This is a genomic window from Flavobacterium gelatinilyticum, from assembly GCF_027111295.1.
In the GTDB taxonomy this organism is placed as follows: Bacteria; Bacteroidota; Bacteroidia; order Flavobacteriales; family Flavobacteriaceae; genus Flavobacterium; species Flavobacterium gelatinilyticum.
This window is the reverse complement of sequence record NZ_CP114287.1, coordinates 4,280,979-4,304,408: the sequence shown is the minus strand read 5'-3', so window position 1 is coordinate 4,304,408 and position 23,430 is coordinate 4,280,979. Positions and strand designations below refer to the sequence as shown.

Below are 23,430 nucleotides of genomic sequence, written 5' to 3'. Positions count from 1 at the left end.
TGGCTTTAACCATTGAAAATTAGTATTTCATAGCTACATTTGTTCTCGCAAAATTTAGAAATTAAAAGTTAACTAAATCCAGATGCTTATATACATATTTTACTTTTTTATTGCTATTGTCTTCATACAGCTGTTTTATTATTTAGGAATTTTTGGAAAGTTTGCCTTTGCCAGACCTCAGGACAGCACGCCTAAGAACATTCCGGTTTCTGTAATTGTATGCGCGAAAAACGAGGAAGAAAATGTTAAGAAATTTGTTCCGTTATTAGCAGAGCAGAATTACCCTGATTTTGAAGTTGTCTTAATTGATGATGCCTCAAGCGATGAAACACTGGAAGTCTTTGAAGAATTTGAAAAACAATATCCAAACATCCGATTAGTAAAAGTTGAAAACAACGAAGCTTTTTGGGGAAATAAAAAATACGCTTTAACATTAGGGATTAAAGCTGCAAAAAAAGAATATCTTTTATTTACAGACGCTGACTGTTATCCAACTTCTAAAGACTGGATTTCGACTATGACTTCGCAGTTTAGTACCGAAAAAACAATTGTCCTGGGTTATGGCGGTTACGAAAAAAGAGAACGTTCGTTTTTGAATAAATTAATCCGTTTTGAAACCGTTCTTACTGCACTTCAGTATTTTTCATGGGCAAAAGCAGGACTGCCATATATGGGAGTAGGTAGAAATCTGGCTTATAAAAAAGAAGAGTTTTTTAACGTAAATGGTTTTATAGATCATATTCAGGTTCGTTCCGGCGATGATGATTTGTTTATCAATCAGGCTTCAAATAAACTAAACACTACAATATCGTATATTCCGGAAAGCTTTACATACTCAAACCCAAAAGAATCTTTTAAAGACTGGTTTACACAAAAAAGAAGACACATTTCTACTGCCGAATATTATAAGTTTTTCGATAAAATGCAGTTAGGCTTATTCTTTACTTCTCAGTTATTCTTCTTTATAACTGCTGTTATTTTACTGATATTTCAGTTTCAGTGGATCGCAGTAGCTGCAATTGTGGCAACACGTTATACTATTGTTTGGACCGTTATTGGGTTTTCTGCCGGAAAATTAAAGGAAAATGACGTTAAAATATGGTTTCCTATCTTAGAAATCATGCTTATTCTCACACAAATTAATATCTTTATAACCAATATTTTTTCAAAACCCGTATATTGGAAATAAATTCTAAAATAGAAAAGGCAAAAAAAGGCGATCAGATCGCCTTTACTTTTTTATTAGATTATTTCTGGAATGAAGTGTACAGCTTTATGCTGAAACGTACAGAAAACGAAACAGTTGCCGAGGACATTACCATCGAAACGTTTTCTAAAGCTTTTGACAAAATAGCTTCTTATAATCCCGAATTTCAATTCAACACCTGGCTTATTGCTATTGCTAAAAATGTGCATATTGATTTACTGCGTAAAAAGAGAAGCAATCTTTTTATAGAAATCACAGACGCCGAAGACCAGCAGGCGTACAATATTGCCGATCCCACTCCATCTGCAGAAGATGCATTAATTAAGGAACAGAACCTCTCCCGTCTGCTTCAATGCATCAAAGAATTAAAACCCCATTATCAGGAAGTAATCCAGCTGCGATACTTTCAGGAAATGTCTTATCAGGAAATCGCCGCAAAAATAGACGAACCCTTAAGCAGTGTTAAGGTAAAATTACTACGAGCTAAAAAATTGTTAGCCGAAATCATTGAGCGTAATAGATAATTTACTATCTTTAAGAAAAGATTAAAATATAATCACATTTTGTCTTAAAAAAATTATTTATTCACATACTAAAAACAACAACTTTTACGTTGTCTGCTAAACCCAAACCTTATCCGCGTATGATTTAAAGTTACTTAACCTTAAAATCCAAAACTATGTCTAAATCTAGCATCTACGAAAACAATTGGACCAATATTGTATTCGAAAACAAAAACAAAGAATATGGCGCGTACCAGTTACGTCAGGAATATTCAAAAACATCTATCACCGCATTATTTGCAGGGCTGTTATTAATAACTGGCCTTGGAAGTGCGTCGATGCTGATTAGTAAACTTAAAATGGACACCACTGTAGATAGTGGACCAACTGTAATCCCTGATTATGTTGTAAAACCTTTTGAGTACAAGCCAATTGTTAAACCTAAAGATCCTGAACCAATTGTTCCTGCACAACAAAGTACTGCTAAACCAGCAGTCGATCTAAGCCAATTAAGTCATCCTATAATTGTCTCTCCTGATGAAGCAGTAGACAATATTGCTAAAAACACTCAAAACGCTCCCGCAGTTGACAATAATTCTGGCGGAGGTGGAAATGGAATTAACACAATCCCTGGAGGAGGAGGAGGAGGTGAAGGTCCGGCAATTGTGGCACCAGTGATCAACGATCCGGTTGTTCCTGCCATTCTGGACAAAATGCCGGAATTCCCGGGCGGAATTAAAAGTTTCTACACTTTTGTGGGGAAAAATTTTACCAGACCAGAACTGGATGAAGACAGAGTATTGCGTGTTTACGTTTCATTTGTAATCGAAAGAGACGGATCAATGACTGATATCGTAGTTAAAAACGATCCTGGCTACGGACTAGGAAAAGAAGCTGTACGAGTTTTAAAATCATTAAAAACAAAATGGACACCGGGCATCTTAAACGGGCAGCCGGTAAGAACGGCCTACAACCTTCCAATAACAATACAAACACAAGCAGAATAAAAATTAAAAAAGCAGAATTTAGGTTCTGCTTTTTTTATGAAAACAAGTTAAATCCTTCTAAGCAACCCCTGAATTTTCTGTGCGTTAATTTCTTCATAACTAATAAAATCTCATATTCCCTTTTTAGTACTTTTACAATTTAAAAGGAAAATTCAATCAAAATTTAAAACAATAAAAATGGGAATATTTTCAGCTTTAATGGGTAATGCAGGCGCTGTAAGCCAGGAGGAATTACTTAAAAAATACGGACAGCTTTTAACAGAGAATGAACAAATCGAAATGGGTTTTAAACTTATCCGGGACACTTTTATCTTCACCAACAAGAGATTAATCCTGATCATTGTACAAGGTTTAACCGGAAGCAAAACAGAATACAAATCAATTGCATACAAAAGTATCACACGTTTCAGTGTAGAAACAGCCGGAACTTTTGATCTTGATGCCGAATTGAAAATCTGGGTTTCAAGTGAATTAAATCCAAGCATTGTAAAACAGTTCAACAAATCTGTAAATGTTTACGAAGTACAGAAAGTTTTAGCTTATCACGTTTTAGGATAAAAATAAAAACGGCAGTCTTTTCAGGCTGCCGTTTTCTTTTATATCAAGAAAGAATTATTTCTTTTTAGTTGTCGTTTTCTTTGTGGTGGTTTTCTTCGCAGTTGTTTTTGTCGTTTTGGTTGCTGCCGGCACTGTATTTACAATTTTTTGCTGTACATATGCTTTGTAAAGACCATCTTTTTCTGCTCTTGCTTTTGCATCATCCGCTCTTTTTTTAGAATCGGGATGCGAACTCATCATTCGGGTAATAAAAGAAGACTCGGCACCTTCACTCATTTTAGCCAGAATTCTAAAAGCAGATTCTTCGGCATTTACATTATACCCGTTCTTTTTTAAGAATTCATAGGAATACAAATCCGCTTCAGTTTCTTGTTTACGGCTGTGTTTACTATCAATTAAAGCACTTCCTATTTTTCCCAGCTGACTGTCTGTTACAGCAGATATTTTAGTCGATTGAGAAGATACTCCGTCAATTAAAGCTTCTTTTTGGTAAGCGGCACGCATAGCATCTCTTGAATCATTATTGGCAACGTGTCCAATCTCGTGACCAATTACTGCTAATAATTCGTTATCATCCATAATATCCATTAAGCCAGAATATACACGCACACTTCCGTCTGCAGTTGCAAAAGCATTTACTTCTTTAACTTTGTAAACTTTATAATTTAATGTAAAACCATCACCTGCAGTATGTTTGCCAAATACTCTGTTTAATCTTAACGTATACCCATCATTTGGTCCAGCTACTTCATTAGTCGAATCTAATTTGCGTACTGCTTCTTTAGACAAAGTGGCAGCATCAGCATTTGTTAAAGTAAAAGCTGTTACACCTTTTTGAAGAGCTCCTATCGCTTTATCTCCTAAATTAATCTGTGCATTTATCTTTGTAAAACCAAACGAGGCAAACAAAATCCCCAATACGATAATTTTCTTTTTCATCTTTAATTAAAATTTTCAATTTAACATCAAATGTATTACAATCAGACATTCTAAATCAGCTGCTTTACGTTTATTTTTTAACAATTAAAGGTATAAATTTTAAACAAGTAATAATCAATTGACTATCAATATTATCAATTTATTTTTCAATAAACAGCAGAAACAAATAGCTAAAACCAAATTTTCATCATAAAACGCAGCATTTTAACGCTGTGTCAGATAATATTCAATTTTAGGCTTCCGGTTGTTAATTCTTCTGATATCCAAAATAAGTCTTAAACAAATCATCAAATAAACTACATTCCGTATCTTTGTCTTTTGATTAAAGATATATGGAAACAGCCATTGAAAACATACCGCCTGCAAAACCGAAATGGTTAAAGGTAAAACTCCCAATTGGACAAAAATATACTGAACTTCGCGGTTTGGTAGATAAATACAGCTTAAACACAATCTGCACCTCCGGAAGCTGCCCTAACATGGGTGAATGCTGGGGAGAAGGAACAGCTACTTTTATGATTTTAGGTAATACCTGCACCCGCTCATGCGGTTTTTGCGGTGTTAAAACCGGAAGACCCGAAACAGTAGACTGGGACGAACCTGAAAAAGTGGCGCGTTCTATTAAAATCATGAATATTAAACACGCTGTTATTACCAGTGTTGACCGAGACGACTTAAAAGACGGCGGTTCTATTATCTGGATGGAAACTGTAAAAGCTGTACGCAGAATGAATCCGCAAACTACTCTTGAAACTTTGATTCCGGATTTTCAGGGAATGGAAAGAAATCTGGACCGAATTGTCGAAGCAAATCCCGAGGTAGTTTCTCACAACATGGAAACGGTTCGACGCTTAACACGTGAAGTACGAATCCAGGCAAAATATGACCGAAGTTTAGAAGTTTTGCGTTATTTGAAAGAAAAAGGAATTAACAGAACCAAATCCGGAATCATGCTGGGTCTTGGAGAAACTGAGGAAGAAGTTTTTCAAACCATGAGAGATTTACGTGATGCAAATGTTGATGTTGTCACTATCGGGCAATACCTGCAGCCAACTAAAAAACATCTGCCTGTAAAAGAATTCATCACTCCTGAATTATTTGCCAAATATGAAAAATACGGTCAGGAATTAGGTTTCCGTCATGTCGAAAGCGGACCGCTTGTTCGTTCTTCATACAAAGCACAAAAGCATATTTTATAAATTAAGTTTAATCGTTTAACTGATTAATCGTTTATTCGTACTTGCGTTTAACGGTTTAAATTAGTTAAACGATTTTAATAATTAAACGAATAAACCAGATAATTGAAAACAAGAATTGCCATTAATGGTTTTGGAAGAATTGGAAGAAACTTATTTCGTCTTCTTATAAACCATCCTGAAATAGAAGTTGTTGCAATTAATGACATTGCAGATAATAAAACCATGTCGCATTTAATAAAATACGACAGTATTCATGGAGTTCTTCCTCTTGAAGTGGGTCATGATGAAAACGGGATTATTGTTGACGACAGACATTATTTATTTTTTCACGAAAAAAGTATTTCAAATTTAGACTGGAAAAGTCATTCTATAGATTTTGTAATAGAATCAACAGGGAAATACAAAACGCATGAGGAATTAAACGCACACATTGAAGCAGGAGCAAAAAAGGTGATTCTTTCTGCCCCATCAGAAGTAGATACGATTAAAACAGTAGTTCTTGGTGTTAACGAAAATATTTTAGACGGAACAGAAAATATTGTTTCCAATGCAAGCTGTACCACAAACAACGCAGCTCCGATGATAAAAATCATCGAAGAATTGTGCGGTATTGAGCAGGCTTACATTACCACAATACATTCATTTACGACAGACCAAAGTCTTCATGACCAGCCTCATAAGGATTTACGCAGGGCCAGAGGCGCAAGTCAGTCAATCGTTCCAACAACAACCGGTGCAGCGAAGGCATTAACGAAAATTTTTCCTAAATTGCATGAAAAGATCGGGGGGTGCGGTATTCGTGTACCTGTTCCTGATGGTTCGCTGACAGATATTACGTTCAATGTTAAACGTGCTGTTACTATCGAAGAAATTAACATCGCATTTCAAAAAGCCTCAAAAACAAATTTAAAAGGAATATTAGATTACACAGAAGATCCTATCGTTTCTGTTGATATAATTGGCAATACCCATTCGTGTTTGTTTGATGCGCAGCTAACCTCTGTTATAGACAAAATGGTTAAAGTTGTAGGCTGGTACGACAACGAAATAGGCTATTCATCACGATTAATCGATTTGATTCTCCTGCTCAGAAAAACATAAGATTCATTGTTAATGCGTGTCATTCATGAAATACTATCTTTTCATTGCTGGTTGTTTATTAAACTCGTTTTTGTATTCTCAAACCAAACAGAATACAGACAGTATTGCTTATTACAACAAACTGGCAAATAAAAAGATAAGCAGCAAACAATACAACGAAGCCGTTTTTTATACCCTTAAATCGATTGATTTTTGTGAAAGCCATAATATGCCGGAAAGTCTGGGAAACCAGACCTTCAAACTGGGCAAAATTTATTACAATCAGCAAAAATACGATGAAGCGCTGGTAAACTTTCATAAAAGCATTGCTTCTTTTGATAATATAAAACCAACCTGCACCAAAGTTTTGGCACTGCACTATATTGGCGCTGTCAATACGATAAGAGGAAATTATAAAACCGCCGAGTTTTATTACGCCAAAGCACAGGATCTTTTAAAAGTAATTGGAGCTGTTGATCGTTCTGAAATTTTAGAATATCAAAAAGCCATAGCCTTCAAAAACAATCAAAATCTGTCTTTAGCTTCTCAAATACTCCATAGAATAATAAAAAAAACAGATAATTATCCGCTTTTAAAAACCAAAAGCGATGCCTTTTATCAGCTTGGATTAATTGAAGCAGAACTTAAACATAATGATTCTGCTGTACTTTATTTCGACAAGGCATTAGAATACAATGATAAAATAAATGATCTCTCGCAGAAATCAAAAATTACACTGGCTATCAGTAAGTTTTACAAGCAAAACAGAAATTTTGACCTTGCCTATTCCTATCTCGAAGAGCATTATCAATTAGAAAATTATATCCTAAAGCTAAAAAACACTAAAATTGATTCTAAAGAATTTGAAAAATTCAAAAAAAACAAGGCTTCAAACGATACAATCAAAAAAGAAAGCGAAGAAAAAATACAACTCAAAACCTATCGGTATTCTAAGCTGGTAAGTATTTTGGCAATTGCTTTAATTTCTATTTTATCTCTTTTAAGTCTGGCTTTGTATAAAAATAATATTATCAGAAATCAGAACAATTTACTTTTAAAAGAAAAAAACAAAGAATTAATTCTGGCAAAAAACAAGGCAGAACAAGCTTCGAAAGCACGGTCTGAGTTTTTATCGACTGTGAGCCATGAACTGCGAACACCGCTTAATGCTATTAACGGAATTACGCATTTGCTGCTTGAAGATCATCCTAAAAAGACACAATTAAAATATTTGGAATCACTAAAGTTTTCAGGAAATTATCTGACCACTTTCATCAACGAGATCCTTGAAATCAACCGGATAGATTCTACAAAAGTGGAAATTGAATATATCAGCTTTAATTTAAAAGAACTGCTTTTCAATATTCAGAGTTCTTTAAAAGAATTGGCCACAGCAAATAAAAATTATTTCAATCTCGAAATCGACGATACTATTCCTGATAATTTAATTGGCGATCCCACAAAATTATCGCAGATTGTTTTAAACCTGATTAACAATGCACTGAAATTTACAGAAAACGGCCATGTAAATGTTATTGCTAAATTGTTTGAACAGGAAGACGATCATGTCACTATTTACTTCGAAATTGTAGATACCGGAATTGGTATTCCCGAAGATAAACTGCAAACCGTTTTTGAAAGTTTTGCCCAGGGTTCTGTAGAAGTAAACCGAAAATATGGCGGAACCGGATTAGGTCTTACGATTGTAAAAAAACTAATTGAGCTTTTAGGCGGCGAAATCAAATTAAAAAGTGAAGTGGGCAAAGGATCGACCTTTACTTTCAAATTAAATTTTAAAATCAACAACGAACCATTGGAAGCAGCTCCCGAAGAAAAACCGTACAACGACAAACAATTAGAAAATAAATCTATTTTACTAATTGAAGACAACAAAATCAACCAGATGATTACCCGCAAAATGCTGGAAAACAAATCTATTTCCTGCGACATTCTGGACAATGGCGAAGAAGCTGTCGAACTCCTAAAAACCAAGCATTTTGATCTGATTTTAATGGATGTCCACCTGCCTGGAATTAACGGCACAACGGCAACACAGCAAATCAGGGATTTTGACAAAACAACGCCGATTATTGCACTGACAGCCATTTCGCTTGATGAAAACAGAGACATGCTTTTATCTTACGGAATGAATGATGTTATTACAAAACCTTTTGCACCTGACGAATTTTACAGCATCATTGCAAAGTTTCTTTAATTTTTTCTTGATACCGAGATTCTAGCTGCTAAAAACTCAAGTTGTTTTTTACATACTCCAGAATTGATGCATCAAAGTTTTGCTGATGATTTAGGAAAGTACTTTTTATGGGCAGATAATACAATTGCGAAACCAATTTAGAATCTTTTAAACGAACATAATCTTTTTCGGTTGTAATAATTTTTCTGCCATTGGCTTTACTCTGAATCGAATCTAAATCAGCATCAGAAAAATGATGATGATCCGGAAAAATCAGACATTCGTCGTTTTCTGTTTTTAAATAGTCAAAAAAAGGTTTTGGTTTTGCAATTCCGGCCAAAAGAATTTTGGGTTCTGATTTAATTTCGCTTACCTCAACACTTTGATCTTTGTTATAAATAATTGTATCATAATCTATAAAAGTAAAAAAGATCTGCTGCGAACAATTCAGTTTTAGCTTCAAACGGATTTCAGCTTGCTTTTCTTCTGATAAATTATTTGGACATTTTGTAACTACAACAATATTAGCTCTATCTGCTCCGCTCCTGCTCTCTCTTAAATTCCCCGTTGGAAGCATAAAGTCATCTGCATACAAATCATCATACGAAGTCAGCAGAATATAAAATCCGGCTTTTACTTTTCGATGCTGAAAGGCATCATCCAGCAAAATAACTTCGGGCTTATCAGGATGTAAAAGCAATTGCATAATTCCGTTTGTACGATTGGCATCTACAGCTACTTTAATATTTGGGAATTTTTGATAAAACTGAAACGGTTCATCACCCAAAATTTCGGCATTCGAGTTTTCGCTTGCCAAAACATAACCTTCGGATTTTCTTTTATAACCGCGGCTTAATGCCGCCACTTTATATTTATCAGACAATAATCTGATCAGGTATTCAATTTGAGGTGTTTTTCCTGTTCCGCCCACACTTAAGTTTCCAACAGCAATTACCGGAACATCAAATGAAGTCGATTTAAGAATGCCTTTATCAAACAAAAAATTACGGATTGAAGTTATAAAACCGTATAAAATGGCAAATGGGAAAAGTATTTTTCGAAGTAGATTCATATAATTATTTATCTGAGTAATGACCTTTTGCTGAAACGATAAAAATTGTAACAGTATCATCTTCCAGATAATATATCATTCTGTCTTTTTGATTTATCCGTCTGGACCAGAATCCAGCAAGTTCATATTTTAAAGGTTCAGGATTTCCAATTCCCTCAAAAGGAGTTTCAGAAAGTTCTAAAAGAATTTTTTCAATATTTTTGATGCTCTTTTTATCTCCTGATTTATTAATGTTGAATTATTTGTTTTTTAGCTAATTCTTTTATTTCAATCCTAAACTTCCCCATACATCATTAGGATTAATTTCTGTACTTTTTTTATCCTTAGCAGATTTCAAAACCATATCGACAAATTCAGGATTATAAGTACTTTCTTCCTCATTAACCTGTCCATAATCCGGCTGAACGATTTCAATACCTTCAACATTTTTAAAAAAAACCTCGAACATCTCCATAAATGCTTTTCCTTTCTTCGTTTTCTCGTCAATTTTTATTGTAACCATGACTTTATCATTTAAGATTACAAATATACGAAATGAAATTCATGAAAATAATTGACCTTAAAAGTTAAAACAAATTGATGCAGCATATAGATTAATCCAAAGTATATTTTTTTTCGTTAATTTGTTTTTAGGTTTTTAATTTCACCCAATATCAAAACCTGAAACATTAAACTTGAAACAAAAATTCAAATGAAAATCAAAGATATCATATCCGTACTCGAAGAAATGGCACCTCTTGCCTATGCAGAAGATTTTGACAATGTTGGACTTTTAGTTGGAAATCCGGAAGGAAAATGTTCCGGGGTTTTGGTTTGTCACGATGCACTAGAAAATGTAATCGATGAAGCAAAGACTAAAAAGTGTAATTTAATTGTTTGTTTTCACCCCATTTTATTTTCCGGAATAAAAAAAATTACGGGTAAAAATTATGTCGAACGTGCCATTCTTAAAGCGATAAAAAATGATATTGCTATTTATGCCGTTCATACCGCACTGGACAATCATTCTCATGGCGTAAACAAAATTTTCAGCAATGCTTTGGGTTTAATCAATACCAAAATATTAGTTCCAAAACAGCAGTTCATTCAAAAATTAGTTACTTATACCGTTCCTGATAATTCAGAAAAAGTACGAAATGCGATGTTTGAAGCCGGAGCCGGAACAATTGGAAATTATGACAACTGCAGTTTTAATTCTGAAGGTTTTTTCACTTTTAAAGGAAACGAAAAAAGCAATCCGGTTATTGGAGAGAAAGGAAAACTGCATACCGGAACCGAAATCAAAATCGAAGTTATTTTTGAAAAACACTTACAATCCCGAGTTCTAAAAGCACTTTTAACGAATCATATTTACGAAGAAGTGGCTTATGAAATCTACGATCTTCAAAACTCGCATCAGAATATTGGTTTGGGAATGATTGGCGAACTCGAAAATGAAATGGATGAAAAAGAGTTTCTTTTGTATGTAAAAGAAATGATGATTGCCCGCGGTATTCGTCATTCTGCTTTTACAGGAAAACAAATAAAGAAAGTCGCGGTTCTTGGAGGTTCAGGAAGTTTTGCCATTAAAAACGCAATTCAGGCCGGCGCCGATGCTTTTTTAACCGCTGATTTGAAGTATCATCAGTTCTATGAAGCAGAAAATAAGTTACTTTTGGCAGATATTGGTCATTTTGAGAGCGAACGCTATACAAAAAACTATATTGTTGATTATCTTCGAAAAAAAATTCTTAATTTTGCGATCATTTTATCGGAAGAAAATACAAATCCAGTTAAGTACTTATAGAATATGACGAATACGAAAGAATTAAGTGTTGAGGACAAGTTAAGAGCAATATACGATTTACAGCTTATTGACTCTAGAATTGACGAAATCAGAAACGTTAGAGGAGAACTTCCTTTAGAGGTTGAAGATTTAGAAGATGAAGTTGCAGGTTTGAGCACTCGTTCAGAGAAACTGAAAGGTGAACTTGAAGTGATTGAGGAGCAAATCAAAGCAAAGAAAATTGCTATTGAGGAGCATAAAGAGGTTATCAAAAAGTACACAAAACAACAAGAATCAGTACGTAACAACAGAGAATTTAATTCTTTGACAAAAGAAGTTGAATTTCAGGAATTAGAAATTCAATTGGCTGAAAAGCAAATAAAAGAAATGAAAGCTTCTATCGAGCATAAAAAAGAAGTTATTTCTAATTTAAAAGAAAAACTTGATGCTAAAAGCTCTCATTTAAAACATAAAAAATCTGAATTAGACGCTATTATGGCTGAAACTCAGAAAGAAGAAGCTTTCTTAACTGAGAAGTCTGCTGAATATGCTTCACAAATCGAAGACAGATTATTAGCAGCTTACAACAGAATCAGAAGCAGTGTTCGTAACGGTTTGGCTGTTGTTTCTATCGAAAGAGGAGCTTCTGCCGGATCTTTCTTTACAATTCCGCCGCAAACTCAGGTTGAAATTGCTTCAAGAAAGAAAATCATCACTGATGAGCACTCTGGAAGAATTTTAGTTGACACGCAGTTAGCTGAAGAAGAAAAAGAAAAAATGGAACAATTGTTCGCAAAATTCTAAATACAAAGTCCCGATTAAATCGGGACTTTTTTTTGCTCTTTTTTTGCCGCAAATCGCACAAATTTTTCACTAATTATATTTTGCCTAATGAGAATTAAAAAATCGTGTTAATTCGTGCAATTCGTGGCAGACCTTTTTTTACCTTTAGAAAAAAAATAAGTTTTGAGAATTAAAAAAGGAATCCGTTTCATTACATTAAAATCGGTTGGGTCTTATATAAATTTTTTGAGTTATGTACGCCCGCAGAAAGCAATGGAACTCTCTTACGCACTTTTCAGCCAGCCAAGAGTAGGCAGATTAAAAAAAGAAAAACTTCCAAAAGTTTTAAAAAACACCGAAACAGAAATATTCCACCATAACGAACATCATTTTCAAACCTATATATGGAAAGGAAATGAGACTAAAATCTTATTGGTTCACGGTTGGGAAAGCAATGCCGCACGCTGGAAAAAAACGCTGCCTCATCTTCAAAAATCAGGAAGTACCATTATTGCAATAGATGCTCCTGCGCACGGACAAAGCAGCGGAAAAGAATTTAACATCCCGCTTTATGCCGAATTTATAAACAAAGCTGTAGAAAAATACCAGCCAGCAATTATTATTGGTCATTCTATTGGCGGTGCAGCCTGTGTGTATCATCAATATTTGTTTCCGAATACGAGTATTACTAAAATGGTAATTTTAGGAGCGCCGTCTGATTTGAAAACTTTGATTGACAATTACATTGCAATGCTGAGTTTGAACAATAAAATGCTGCCTCTTTTAGAAAGTAAATTCATAAACCGATTCAACTTTAAACTGGAAGATTTTTCAGGAAAGAAATTCGCATCAGGTTTTACGATTCCGGGATTTATTGCTCATGATACTGCAGATAATATCGTCGCTTTTGCCGAAGGACAAAAAATCGCCAGTAACTGGAAAAACAGCCAATTTATCGAAACGAGCGGTTTAGGCCACGGAATGCATGACAATGATTTGTATGATAAAGTGATTGAGTTTCTTTTTAACGAGCAAAGCTCTTAGGAACAGAGCTTCGAAGGCTCAAAGAAACAAAGGATTTTCAATAGAACTTTTAAACAATTATTTTAAAAAGTCTGAATAATTCTTTTTCACCTTTTCCGGTAATTTGTACTGCGCGGGAATTTTCGGTTTTTCGAAGCCAATCGTCAGTAATCATTTTATCGAGTAAAGATGAACCGAGTGATCCGGCAATATGATTTTTTCTTTCGCTCCAGTCTAAACACGGCTTTAAGAATATACGCCTTTGTTTTTTAAGATCGTCAAGATGAATTCCAAAATCAGAAAACCATTTTTCACCTTTAGGGCTTACCTCGAATTTAGTATCAATATCCAGGATAATTCCCTGCTCAAGCAGACTTTCGGCAAGAGCCACACCAATTTTTCCTGCTAAATGATCATAACAAGTTCTACAGTGTTTTATTGGTGAATTCTGATCTTTTTCCTTTTTTTCAGAAGTTGCAGGCGGTATTAAACTTGCCATAGCTTCAATTGCATAGGCGGTTTCTTTATTCGAAAATCTATAATACTTATGTCGTCCTTGTTTTTCAACGCATAGTAATCCCGCATCCAGCAATTTCGTCAAATGCATGCTCATGTTTTGCGGTGATGTATTGGCTGCTATTGCCAATTCCGTAGCCGTAAATGCTTTTCCGTCGAGTAGTGTCCACATTACAACTGCACGGGTTGGATCGCCAAGCAGCGCGGCTATTTTTATAAACTGATTTTCCATTTTAAGACAACCATAGTTAAGGATAAACTGAAGTATTGAAACTTAAAGGTAAATAACTTTGCTGAAAAATATATACTATGTCAACCCTGTTTCTACAATCTGAAATTAAAAATCCGTATTCGTTATATCATAAAATGCTTGAAGAAAGTCCCATGTATTGGGATGAATCGCATAAAATATGGGCTGTTTATTCTTATAAATATTGTACCGAAATACTCAATCATAAAAAGGCATACATTCCAGCGGTTTCGGAAAATAGTTTTAACGAATACGCATTAAAAATCAGTCGTAATCTGGCAAGGCTTTCAAACGGAGTTCAGCATGAAATAGCAAAAGAAAGTGCTTTTATCGTTTTTTCATACATGAAAAACATCGGAATAGATTCAATACTTTCTGAATTATTTCAAAACAATAACAATACTGAGATAAACTGGGTTGAATTAGTCTGCAAAAAACTGCCGGTTTTGACTGTTTTAAAAAGTTTGGGTTTTACTGATGACGATTCCTTTTTCATTTCAAAAAATATAGAACCGCTAATAAAAATAATGCAGCCTAATAAAAAATCGGAGGATATAGAAGCGATTAATGCTATTTCTGAAAAAATGTATGTAATTATTGAAAAGCATATCAGTTCGATTTCATTTTATGAAAATGCAATCACAGCTATTTCAACAAAATATGGCATTTCTTATCAGGAAACAAAATCAGTATTTGTAAGTAATTTAATCGGCCTTTTTATTCAAAGTTATGATGCCGGAAGAGGATTATTGAGTAATGCCTTACTGCAATGTTTTTCTAAAGAAAATAGTTTTAAGAAAACTGACAAAACCCAGATTCAGAAACTAGTTGTTGAAACGCTGCGGTTTGATCCGCCAATTCATAACACTCGAAGAATAGCTGCAGAGGATATTCAGCTTAATAATAGTACCATTAAACAGAATGAAACAATACTTGTTGTTCTCGCTGCTGCAAACAGAGATGATAGACAATTTGAAAACCCTACGATTTTTGATACTGAAAGAACAAATAATCAGGAACATTTAACTTTTGGAATCGGCGGACATATGTGTCTCGCGAAGTACTTTTCTATTAATCTTGCGACGGAGGCTCTACATTATTTATTCTGTAATTTTAAAAATATATCTATTTTAGATCATGAAATAGAATATGAATCTCTTATTAATGCCAGGCTGCCAAAAGCAATCTGGATTTCAATTTATAATTAAAACCATACGACATGACAGCTGTAATTTTTGAAGTAATCCCAAACGAAGGAAAAAAAGAAGAATATCTGGATATTGCCGAAAGCCTGAAACCCGAATTAAGTCATATTGAAGGTTTTATTTCTATTGAACGTTTTCAGAGTCTGAGCGATTCCGGAAAAATTTTGTCTTTGTCTTTTTGGAAAGATGAAGAAAGTATTCATCAATGGCGAAATCTTGAAATGCACCGCCACGCTCAGGAAAAAGGCCGAAACGGAATCTTTAAAGATTATCATTTGCGAATTGCCGCCGTAGTACGTGATTACGGAATGTTTGAAAGAAATGAAACTCCCGAAGACAGTCGAGAGTTCCATCATTCTTAAAGGTTCAAAGTAACAAAGAGGCAGAGTTTTTCAAAAAAAATCTAAATTCTAAATTCTGAAATCTAAATTCTTTTTTTGCCTACTTTTGCAGTATGGAAGAAAATCTTAAACGTCTCAATAAATTTATAGGAGAAACAGGTTATTGTTCACGTCGTGAAGCGGACAAGTTAATTGACGAAAAACGTGTAACGGTAAATGGTGCTGTGGCAGAAATGGGAACTAAAGTTTCAGCTAATGATGAAGTGCGAATTGACGGAAAACTAATCGTGGAGAAAAACGAAAAACTAGTTTATCTGGCATTTAACAAACCGGTAGGGATTGAATGTACTACTAATTTAGAAGTTCAAAATAACATTGTTGATTATATCAATTATCCTAAACGTATTTTCCCTATTGGAAGGCTGGATAAAGCCAGTGAAGGGTTAATTTTTATGACGAATGATGGTGATATTGTAAACAAGATTCTTCGTGCTAGAAACAATCACGAAAAAGAATATACGGTTACGGTAAACAAACCTATTACAGAGCGTTTTATTCAGCGTATGGGAAATGGTGTTCCAATTCTGGATACCGTTACCAAAAAGTGTAAAGTAGAGCAAATTAGTAAATATACTTTCAAAATTATTTTAACGCAGGGTTTAAACCGCCAGATTCGAAGAATGTCTGAATATCTGGGTTACGAAGTTACGGCGCTTAAACGTATCCGGATTATCAATATTTCGCTGGACGTTCCGGTTGGACGTTACCGCGATTTATCTGATGCTGAGATAAAAGAACTCAATCAGTTAATTGAGCCTTCGAGCAAAACAGAAGAAGCGAGTCTTCCTAAAGTTGAAGCTCCATCCCGAAGAAGAACATTTATTTCGAAAGATGATCCGAGATTTAAAAAAAGAAGAGGACAATAATCCTCTTCTTTTTTTATACAACACATTTTGATACAATATTTCTAACACATAGAGACATAGATTTTGTAAACTTAAATAAGGCGTTTCACTAGTTGAAATACACATAGTACACTATTTGAATCTTTTTTCTTATTGCATCTATTAAATTAATCTTGTGTTTGTTTTTTAGGCTCTAAGAAATCATAATACAAAGCTTTAGATAAAAAACCTGCATTCTGATAATTCTCAATGAGTCTCTCTCTGTTAATTTCAGCGTAATTTCCATCCAGATTATTTTTTAAGAAATATTCTCTTCGGGCATCATCATTAAAATTTAAGCCGCTTAAAAATACCGGCTCTACTCCTTTATTAACCGAAATATTGTAATTTGTAATCAGGTTTCCCCAGTTTATATAGCTGCACAAAAGCAGGGTTCCGTAGAAATACCAGATCATTTGGTTGAAAAGATATGCGTTGGTTTTCTGTCTGCGTATTTTTTGTAATGAAACCACCAAACCAATTACAGCCAGAATTAAAAATGCATAAACTCCTAATCTCTTATATGTTAATCCGTAAAAAGAAACATATTCGGTATTTTTGATGATGGTACTTATTATCAAAACTGCATTTAATGTAATCCATACTTTGGCAAGCTTTTTTAAAGTTCCTGCTTTTTCATCAAAATTAAACCCTCCTTTAAAATAAAACAGAATTACACCCACAGCCATCAGAATAGAAAAAATTACGGCATTTACACGTTCGTGTGTATCAGAACTTAAATTGGCTTTTTCGACCACTTCAAAAAACTGTTCGTAATTATAGGTTCCTATGAAAATCAAAAGCATGATGTTTAATAAAACCAAAGTGATCTCACCGCTTTTTCTTTCAAAATCAAGATCCAGAAATGAAAATGTACTCTGGTTTTTTACTTCTGAAACATTTGTAAAACTATTATTCAATTTTGGATTGTATTCATAACAGGTGTCAGGAACCCAATAATTCCAGAAACTAAACGAAATATAGAATCCCAGAATAACTACTAAGATCAATTCAGGTATATCAATGTCTAATTCGTAATCTGTAAATAAGGAAGAAAAATGATTACTCCCGAAAGAATAAACAATAAAGAACAATCCTAAAAATACCAGCGGAATGACAACAAAGGCTACTATTTTTTTCGCAAAATCATTGTGAATTTTTCTTTCGGGAAGCCATTGATTAAACATAAAAATACGTCCTACAGAAGCAAATCCGTTTAAAACGATGAGCGGAAAAATTTGTAACATTTTCAATTCACCGCTCTGGGTTTTAAACTGTAAAAATAATATGGACAAGGCTAAAGCAAAAAGCGATGCAGCGTCTCCGTACCACGCAAAGGCAAAACAGGATAAAATAGAGGTTATTACCAAAATAAGATGTGATCTGTCGACAAATTTTTCCTGAAAGAAATAACTAATTAAAAGTGTCAGTGCCACGCCAAAAATTGAAATATTAATTCCGGGTCCCTGATTGTAAAACAGCAGTGTAAAAATTAAACTGCAGGCTAAAATAATTTGATGTTTTTTCATTTTTATAGATGTATTTGTTGTTGGTTAAACTATAATTCGCTCTTTTGTCAGTATTATTTTTAAGTTTTAATTTAAAAGTACTTTGTATTTCAAAGTTTTAGGATAAAAAAATAGAGTTATTAAGATTTCATCAATTTTTCAAGATACGATAAGTGCTCTTTAAAGGCTGCACGTCCTAAATCCGTAACCTGATAAGAGGTTTTAGGCTTTTTGCCCACAAATTCTTTTTTTACTTCAATATAACCGGCCTTTTCAAGTGCAGAGGAATGACTTGCTAAATTACCATCGGTTATATTTAAAAGGGTTTTCATCTCGGTAAAATCTACCCAGTCGTTAACCATCAGAATGGACATAATACCCAATCTGACACGGCTTTCAAAATCTTTATTTAGTTTATCAATAATTCCCATAGGGTTATTTGTATTTTTTGAACATCACTAATCCGTATACGATATGAAGGATTCCGAATCCTAAAATCCAGAAAATCAAACCATATCCTATATTAAAAAGTGCAATACATCCTAGAATCAGTTCGGAAAATCCCAGGTATTTTATATCTGAAAATGTATACTTTTCGGCGTTTAAAACTGCTAATCCGTAAAATATTAAAGTCGACGGTGCTACTAATCCAAAATAACCGTGATGCATCATTGCCAGACAAAACACTCCTCCCGCCATAAGCGGAACAGCAAGATTAAACAGCATTTTTTTTGTTACCGATGTCCAGATTGGCAGGTTGTATTTTCGGCTTTTTCTAATGGTAAAAAAGATTCCGAATGCAAAGGCAAAAATTAAAATGGTAACTCCAATCCAGAATAATTCTGAAACAAGATTTGCAGAATATAATCTGTGCTCATCGTTTAGATAATCCATTCCGTTCGCTTTAAAAAGCTGGTACACATAAATACCCCCAATTAAAGCCGAAAGACCCGCGAAAACTCCGGAAAGTCCGCTCAATGATATAAATCTTGAAGAACGCTCCATCATGGAACGAATATGTGCTAAATCTTCTTGGTGCTTTTGATTCATAATTAAAGTACTTTGCGTTACAAAGTTATTATTTATTTTGAAACGACAATAAAAAAAGAACGCTTTTTTCAGAAAAGTGATTTATAATTAATACACTCCATAAATACTATTCTCGTCTGTTTTAAAATTTTGAAATTTATACAATAAAGAAAACATTGCGTAACGCTTTAAAACATTACTTTCTGAATCAATAACAGAAGTTGGCGTAATTGTTCTTGAAGCACTCTGATTTTGATTCAGCAAATCATACACTTTAATTTTGAGTGCAAACTGCTTACTAAATTTATAGGATAAACTGGTATTCCACAAGTAAAAATCTTTTTTATAAGGTCCGGAAATATTCGAATTATAGGTATACCCAAAGTCATTCCCAAAAACCCAGTCCTTAGGCCAAAAGCTTGTCATTTCGATATTAAAGTTATGAATTGTGTTTGATGTTGAACTTAAAGAAATATTGTTATACCTAATGTCATTATACGAGAAATTATACGACGGTTTGATATCAACTAATTCTCCGTAGCCATAGGCAAATAATAACCCGGGAGTAAATCTAAATGCTTTTGCCTCATACGGCTGCCCATTTGTAAAACCTTTATCAAAATTATAATTGCCATTTATATTAAACCGAAATTTAAAACTATTTGCTTCTTTCTTTATGGTCTTATTCCATTCTCCTCCCAATAATATATTGTATGTACCCTCTACATTATCAAAAGTTGAAATCTGCTTTCCAGAATTGTTATAGGCAGAAGCTCTCACGATCTGGCTGTCAAAGTATGTTGAATTAAAACGGATATGATACCCCGAATTTGTCTGAAAATTAAAATCCATAAGCGTTCCTTGTAAATAATGAAAAGTCGAAGCTTTTAGATTAGGGTTACCAGTTATAACAATCAGGGGATTATCTAAATTAGCAACTGCCAAAACCTGATTTTCTGCTGGAATCGTAAATTTACGCTCATATGCCATCCTTAAATTTTTCGACTTTGTTAATTTGTAATTAAAATGGATTGTCCCGTTTGGAATAAAATAGTTTTTATCCAAATCTGTAGTTTCCTTTAAATACAACGCATGATTTTCGGTCTTTATAACAGAAGTTCCTGTATAAACCATTAATTCAAATTTCTTTCCCTCGGCACTAAATCCAACTTTAGGATTCACCTGAAAACTAGTAAAAGAACTAAAATTACTAAGTGATTCATTAAAAATATCATACTCAGGATTGTTACCATTACGGTCAAATGTTTTCTTATCATCTGTTCTCTTTTCAAGATCCGTACTTACAGAGAAAGCCAGGTTGAGTGACTTACTTACAGGTTCTCTATATTGAAAATCCCCTGTATATTTATCTCTCTCATTTTTCTGGACAACATTTTGATTACGCAGATCGTCAGGATTTGTTCCCTGCGCAAAAACTGTTGCTGAATTTACTCTTGAATCTGAATCGTTTCGTGAATTATCGTTTTGAAGTGAGAGAGTAAAGTAGCGCCCCTCTTTCTTAGTATCTAACAAAAACCTTATATCATTTCTGAAATTAGTATTATTTGTTTCAGTTGTATTAAAAGAATTACTTGAATTGATTAACTGATTATTCTCATCCCAGGTTTTGCTGTCAAAATTATTTGCTGCTTTACTTTTTCCGGCATCAATGACTGGGGAAATAACAATTTTTATTGAAGGGGAAATAATATAGTCAAGATAAAAATATGCATTATGCTTATTAGTATCCTGGTCATTTTTTGAACTGGATTCAGCCAGTAAAGAACCTGTTGGAAGCAAAGTAAGCTCTGATGTTTTATTCGTATTGTTTAAATTAGAATTGGTAAAATTATAATTCAAATCAGTATTTGCTCCTTTAAACCATTCATCATTATAATTTACCCCAATCATATTCGATTTCATTATTCCGCCGCCGCTGCGTGAAACACCACCCGAACCATTGTTCCTTCCGCCTCCCATAGCATCAAAAATTTCACTTACAGAAAAACCCGATGCATTAATATTATTAGAAGAAGCTAAAAAACTAACACGCTTTTTATCATTAAAATAACTCACTAAAGCACTGCTTTCATAACGTTCCGAGCTTCCATAGCCGCCCATTACTTTACCGAAAAGACCTTTGTTTTTCTCTTTGTCTATCGTTAGGTTGAGTGAAACATCTTCGGATGTTGAAGCCTGTTTGGTGAATTCCTGCTCCTTGGTTTTAAAGTCCGAAACCTGTACTTTATTTATCAGCTCAGCCGGAAGGTTTTGAAGCGCTATTTTTCCATCTGCGTCAAAAAAAGGTCTTCCGTTAACTAAGACCTGACTTACCTTTTTTCCGTTTACTGTTATTTTTTTGTCCGAATCTACAGTTACACCGGGTAATTCTTTTAACAAAGCTTCTACATTGGAATCTGGACGTAATTTAAATGATGAAGCATTAAATTCTATGGTGTCTTTTTTTATCCGGATAGGAGCTTCGTTTTTTATAATAACTTCATTCAGTTCAATATCATATTTCATAAGCCTGATAATACCTAAATCCATATTTTGAGTGCGTTTTTCTATCGTATCTGAAAATTCCAGATAACCTTCTGCCGCAATTTTTAAAATACTGTTTTGAGACCCGGCTTTGATTTCTAATTTAAAGAGACCATTTTTATCCGAAAGTGTATAGGCTTCTACCGACGAATCTTTTGGATGAATCAAATAAATGGTTGCGGCTTCGATAGGCGAATCTTTTTCGGCAGCAATTTTACCGCTGATAACGGGATTTTTTTGTGCAGAAGAAGAAAGAGTACACAAGAAAAACACCAAAAAAGTAAGCGTTTTTATTGGGCTTTGTATTGGAAAAAAATTATTTAAAAGAACTAAATTCTGAAAAAAACATAGGGGAGACAGCAGGTTTTTAAACATGGTAACAGATATTCTAGTAAGGGCTTAAATTGTTTTGTTTTATTAGGGGCAAACTTACTTTATAAATTTTAACAAATCCTAACTAATTGTTAAAAAAATTAGAAAATCAAATCCAATAATCGTTAATTTTTCGGTTGATTGAAAAATCACTTTTTTTTTTACAAACGGCTGCATGACTTTGAACTTTGTAAAAACGAATGGTTTTAGTAACCAAGGATCTGCGTGAGGGATAGGAATAAGCTGCCGGAGCAGCATGGATAGCCCGACCCTATCGCTGCAAAAGGGCGTATAACCACAAAGCATATCAGCCCTTTTGCAGTAATAGGGTCACGCCCAAAGCATAAAAATGAAAAAGCCTATTCGAGATGAACAGGCTTTGATAATTTTGTTTTTTTAGAACCATCTTCTTCTTTTGAATAAAAATACTCCTAAAGTTGATAATACTATTGAAACTAAAAGCAGAATCCAGATTCCGTATTGGCTTTCTTCGAGACCGTTTGGGACGTTCATTCCGTACAAACTGGCGATTAATGTCGGGATCATTAATATGATGGAAATCGAGGTCATCTGTTTCATAATATTGTTCATATTATTGGAGATTACAGAAGCGTATGCATCCATCATTCCGGTTAAGATGTTGTTGTAAATATTGGCTGTGTCCTGCGCCTGATTTAATTCGATTTCGACATCTTCTAATAATTCCGGATCGTAACTGGCTTTGTGTGCTTTTAGATTTTTTATTCTTTGGAATAAGACATCATTTGCTTTTAAAGAGGTGATGAAGAATACAAAACATTTTTCGATTTGAAGCAGGGCCTGCAATTCTTCATTTTTGATCGATTTCTCTAAATTATCTTCGGCCAGCTTTATTTTTTGATTGATTTGTTTCAGATATTTTAAGTACCAAACGCTGGATGATAAAAGCAGTCTCAGTACTAAATTGAAATTATCTTCGATTTCGATGTTTTTTCGTTGTGAATATTGCACAAAATCGGCAATGATTTCTGTTTTATAAAAACTCATTGTCACGCAGATATCATCTTTAAAAATGATTCCGAGCGGCACGGTATGAAAAGGAATTTTGACATCGCCGCTTTTTATAGGAATGCGCATGATAATCAATGTCCATCCGTCTTCAATTTCGATACGGGGTCTCTCGTCGATATCCTCGATATCATTGTAGAATGCTTCGGGAATTTGAAGTTCTTCCAGTAAATATTTTTTATCTGTTTCTGTTGGAGATTCGATGTGAATCCAGCAATCTGAAGTCCATTTTTGGATTTCCACCAATCCGTTGTTGTTTGTGTAAAAGGCTTTCATTTCAAAATACAGTTTTTATTGCAGCATTTTGAAATTTCAAAAGCTGCTTAATTTAATACTAACGAATG

Annotated in this window: 23 protein-coding genes; 13 read left to right on the top strand and 10 right to left on the bottom strand. The window is 34.0% G+C overall.

Features of this window, described 5'->3' with window-relative positions; translation table 11 throughout:
• Positions 1-82: 82 nt before the first annotated feature.
• The 4 genes from OZP11_RS18460 to OZP11_RS18445 all read left to right on the top strand — a co-directional run bounded on the left by OZP11_RS18460 (position 83) and on the right by OZP11_RS18445 (position 3,275).
• Positions 83-1,189 carry a glycosyltransferase gene (locus OZP11_RS18460; protein WP_281231980.1) on the top strand — a complete coding sequence of 369 codons (1,107 nt, stop codon included), beginning with the start codon at positions 83-85 and terminating at the stop codon, positions 1,187-1,189.
• Positions 1,180-1,731, top strand: a complete 552-nt coding sequence (locus tag OZP11_RS18455; protein ID WP_281231979.1) for an RNA polymerase sigma factor — start codon at positions 1,180-1,182, stop codon at positions 1,729-1,731. The genes OZP11_RS18460 and OZP11_RS18455 overlap by 10 nt, the downstream gene beginning before the upstream one ends.
• Positions 1,732-1,886: 155 nt before the next feature.
• A complete protein-coding gene (locus tag OZP11_RS18450; RefSeq protein ID WP_281231978.1) occupies positions 1,887-2,717 on the top strand; it encodes an energy transducer TonB in 831 nt (276 codons plus the stop codon).
• Positions 2,718-2,894: 177 nt separating this feature from the next.
• Entirely contained in the window at positions 2,895-3,275 is a 381-nt protein-coding gene (locus OZP11_RS18445; RefSeq protein ID WP_281231977.1) for a PH domain-containing protein, read from the top strand.
• Positions 3,276-3,329: 54 nt separating this feature from the next.
• Here the strand turns inward: OZP11_RS18445 and OZP11_RS18440 are convergent, their stop codons facing one another.
• Complete coding sequence (locus OZP11_RS18440; RefSeq protein ID WP_281231976.1) at positions 3,330-4,214, bottom strand: M48 family metalloprotease; 885 nt, start codon at positions 4,212-4,214, stop codon at positions 3,330-3,332.
• Between the two features lie 332 nt (positions 4,215-4,546).
• Between OZP11_RS18440 and lipA the strand changes: the two genes are divergently transcribed.
• The 3 genes from lipA to OZP11_RS18425 all read left to right on the top strand — a co-directional run bounded on the left by lipA (position 4,547) and on the right by OZP11_RS18425 (position 8,708).
• On the top strand, positions 4,547-5,413 hold the full coding sequence (lipA, locus tag OZP11_RS18435) for a lipoyl synthase (RefSeq protein WP_281231975.1): 867 nt from the start codon (positions 4,547-4,549) through the stop codon (positions 5,411-5,413).
• A 102-nt stretch (positions 5,414-5,515) separates the two neighbouring features.
• Entirely contained in the window at positions 5,516-6,514 is a 999-nt protein-coding gene (gap, locus tag OZP11_RS18430) for a type I glyceraldehyde-3-phosphate dehydrogenase (protein ID WP_281231974.1), read from the top strand.
• Between the two features lie 25 nt (positions 6,515-6,539).
• Entirely contained in the window at positions 6,540-8,708 is a 2,169-nt protein-coding gene (locus tag OZP11_RS18425) for a tetratricopeptide repeat-containing hybrid sensor histidine kinase/response regulator (RefSeq protein WP_281231973.1), read from the top strand.
• A 28-nt stretch (positions 8,709-8,736) separates the two neighbouring features.
• Here the strand turns inward: OZP11_RS18425 and lpxK are convergent, their stop codons facing one another.
• The 3 genes from lpxK to OZP11_RS18410 all read right to left on the bottom strand — a co-directional run bounded on the left by lpxK (position 8,737) and on the right by OZP11_RS18410 (position 10,261).
• A complete protein-coding gene (gene lpxK / locus OZP11_RS18420) occupies positions 8,737-9,759 on the bottom strand; it encodes a tetraacyldisaccharide 4'-kinase (protein ID WP_281231972.1) in 1,023 nt (340 codons plus the stop codon).
• 4 nt (positions 9,760-9,763) lie between these two features.
• Positions 9,764-9,946, bottom strand: a complete 183-nt coding sequence (locus tag OZP11_RS18415; RefSeq protein ID WP_281235548.1) for a Txe/YoeB family addiction module toxin — start codon at positions 9,944-9,946, stop codon at positions 9,764-9,766.
• 75 nt (positions 9,947-10,021) lie between these two features.
• Positions 10,022-10,261, bottom strand: a complete 240-nt coding sequence (locus OZP11_RS18410) for a DUF2683 family protein (RefSeq protein WP_281231971.1) — start codon at positions 10,259-10,261, stop codon at positions 10,022-10,024.
• A 189-nt stretch (positions 10,262-10,450) separates the two neighbouring features.
• Here OZP11_RS18410 and OZP11_RS18405 point away from each other — a divergent pair, with 189 nt between their 5' ends.
• The 3 genes from OZP11_RS18405 (at position 10,451) to OZP11_RS18395 (ending at position 13,351) form a co-directional block, all read left to right on the top strand.
• Positions 10,451-11,545, top strand: a complete 1,095-nt coding sequence (locus tag OZP11_RS18405) for a Nif3-like dinuclear metal center hexameric protein (RefSeq protein ID WP_281231970.1) — start codon at positions 10,451-10,453, stop codon at positions 11,543-11,545.
• Between the two features lie 3 nt (positions 11,546-11,548).
• Entirely contained in the window at positions 11,549-12,328 is a 780-nt protein-coding gene (locus tag OZP11_RS18400; RefSeq protein WP_281231969.1) for a zinc ribbon domain-containing protein, read from the top strand.
• A gap of 162 nt (positions 12,329-12,490) precedes the next feature.
• Positions 12,491-13,351 (top strand): alpha/beta fold hydrolase, encoded by an 861-nt coding sequence (locus OZP11_RS18395; RefSeq protein WP_281231968.1) that lies wholly within the window; start codon positions 12,491-12,493, stop codon positions 13,349-13,351.
• A gap of 49 nt (positions 13,352-13,400) precedes the next feature.
• Here the strand turns inward: OZP11_RS18395 and OZP11_RS18390 are convergent, their stop codons facing one another.
• On the bottom strand, positions 13,401-14,078 hold the full coding sequence (locus tag OZP11_RS18390; RefSeq protein ID WP_281231967.1) for an ArsR/SmtB family transcription factor: 678 nt from the start codon (positions 14,076-14,078) through the stop codon (positions 13,401-13,403).
• A gap of 77 nt (positions 14,079-14,155) precedes the next feature.
• On the opposite strand from OZP11_RS18390, the gene OZP11_RS18385 reads away from it, so the two are divergent.
• The 3 genes from OZP11_RS18385 (at position 14,156) to rluF (ending at position 16,568) form a co-directional block, all read left to right on the top strand.
• Entirely contained in the window at positions 14,156-15,304 is a 1,149-nt protein-coding gene (locus tag OZP11_RS18385) for a cytochrome P450 (protein ID WP_281231966.1), read from the top strand.
• 11 nt (positions 15,305-15,315) lie between these two features.
• Complete coding sequence (locus tag OZP11_RS18380; protein WP_281231965.1) at positions 15,316-15,663, top strand: antibiotic biosynthesis monooxygenase family protein; 348 nt, start codon at positions 15,316-15,318, stop codon at positions 15,661-15,663.
• 92 nt (positions 15,664-15,755) lie between these two features.
• Entirely contained in the window at positions 15,756-16,568 is an 813-nt protein-coding gene (rluF, locus tag OZP11_RS18375; protein WP_281231964.1) for a 23S rRNA pseudouridine(2604) synthase RluF, read from the top strand.
• Positions 16,569-16,714: 146 nt separating this feature from the next.
• Here rluF and OZP11_RS18370 read toward each other — a convergent pair whose 3' ends face one another.
• The 5 genes from OZP11_RS18370 to OZP11_RS18350 all read right to left on the bottom strand — a co-directional run bounded on the left by OZP11_RS18370 (position 16,715) and on the right by OZP11_RS18350 (position 23,362).
• Entirely contained in the window at positions 16,715-18,115 is a 1,401-nt protein-coding gene (locus OZP11_RS18370) for a DUF4153 domain-containing protein (protein WP_281231963.1), read from the bottom strand.
• A 119-nt stretch (positions 18,116-18,234) separates the two neighbouring features.
• Positions 18,235-18,525 carry a winged helix-turn-helix domain-containing protein gene (locus tag OZP11_RS18365; protein WP_281231962.1) on the bottom strand — a complete coding sequence of 97 codons (291 nt, stop codon included), beginning with the start codon at positions 18,523-18,525 and terminating at the stop codon, positions 18,235-18,237.
• Between the two features lie 4 nt (positions 18,526-18,529).
• Complete coding sequence (locus OZP11_RS18360) at positions 18,530-19,144, bottom strand: hypothetical protein (protein ID WP_281231961.1); 615 nt, start codon at positions 19,142-19,144, stop codon at positions 18,530-18,532.
• A gap of 87 nt (positions 19,145-19,231) precedes the next feature.
• Positions 19,232-21,940: a TonB-dependent receptor gene (locus OZP11_RS18355; RefSeq protein WP_281235547.1), complete on the bottom strand. Its 2,709-nt coding sequence runs from the start codon at positions 21,938-21,940 to the stop codon at positions 19,232-19,234.
• 495 nt (positions 21,941-22,435) lie between these two features.
• A complete protein-coding gene (locus OZP11_RS18350) occupies positions 22,436-23,362 on the bottom strand; it encodes a magnesium transporter CorA family protein (protein ID WP_281231960.1) in 927 nt (308 codons plus the stop codon).
• Positions 23,363-23,430: the final 68 nt, after the last annotated feature.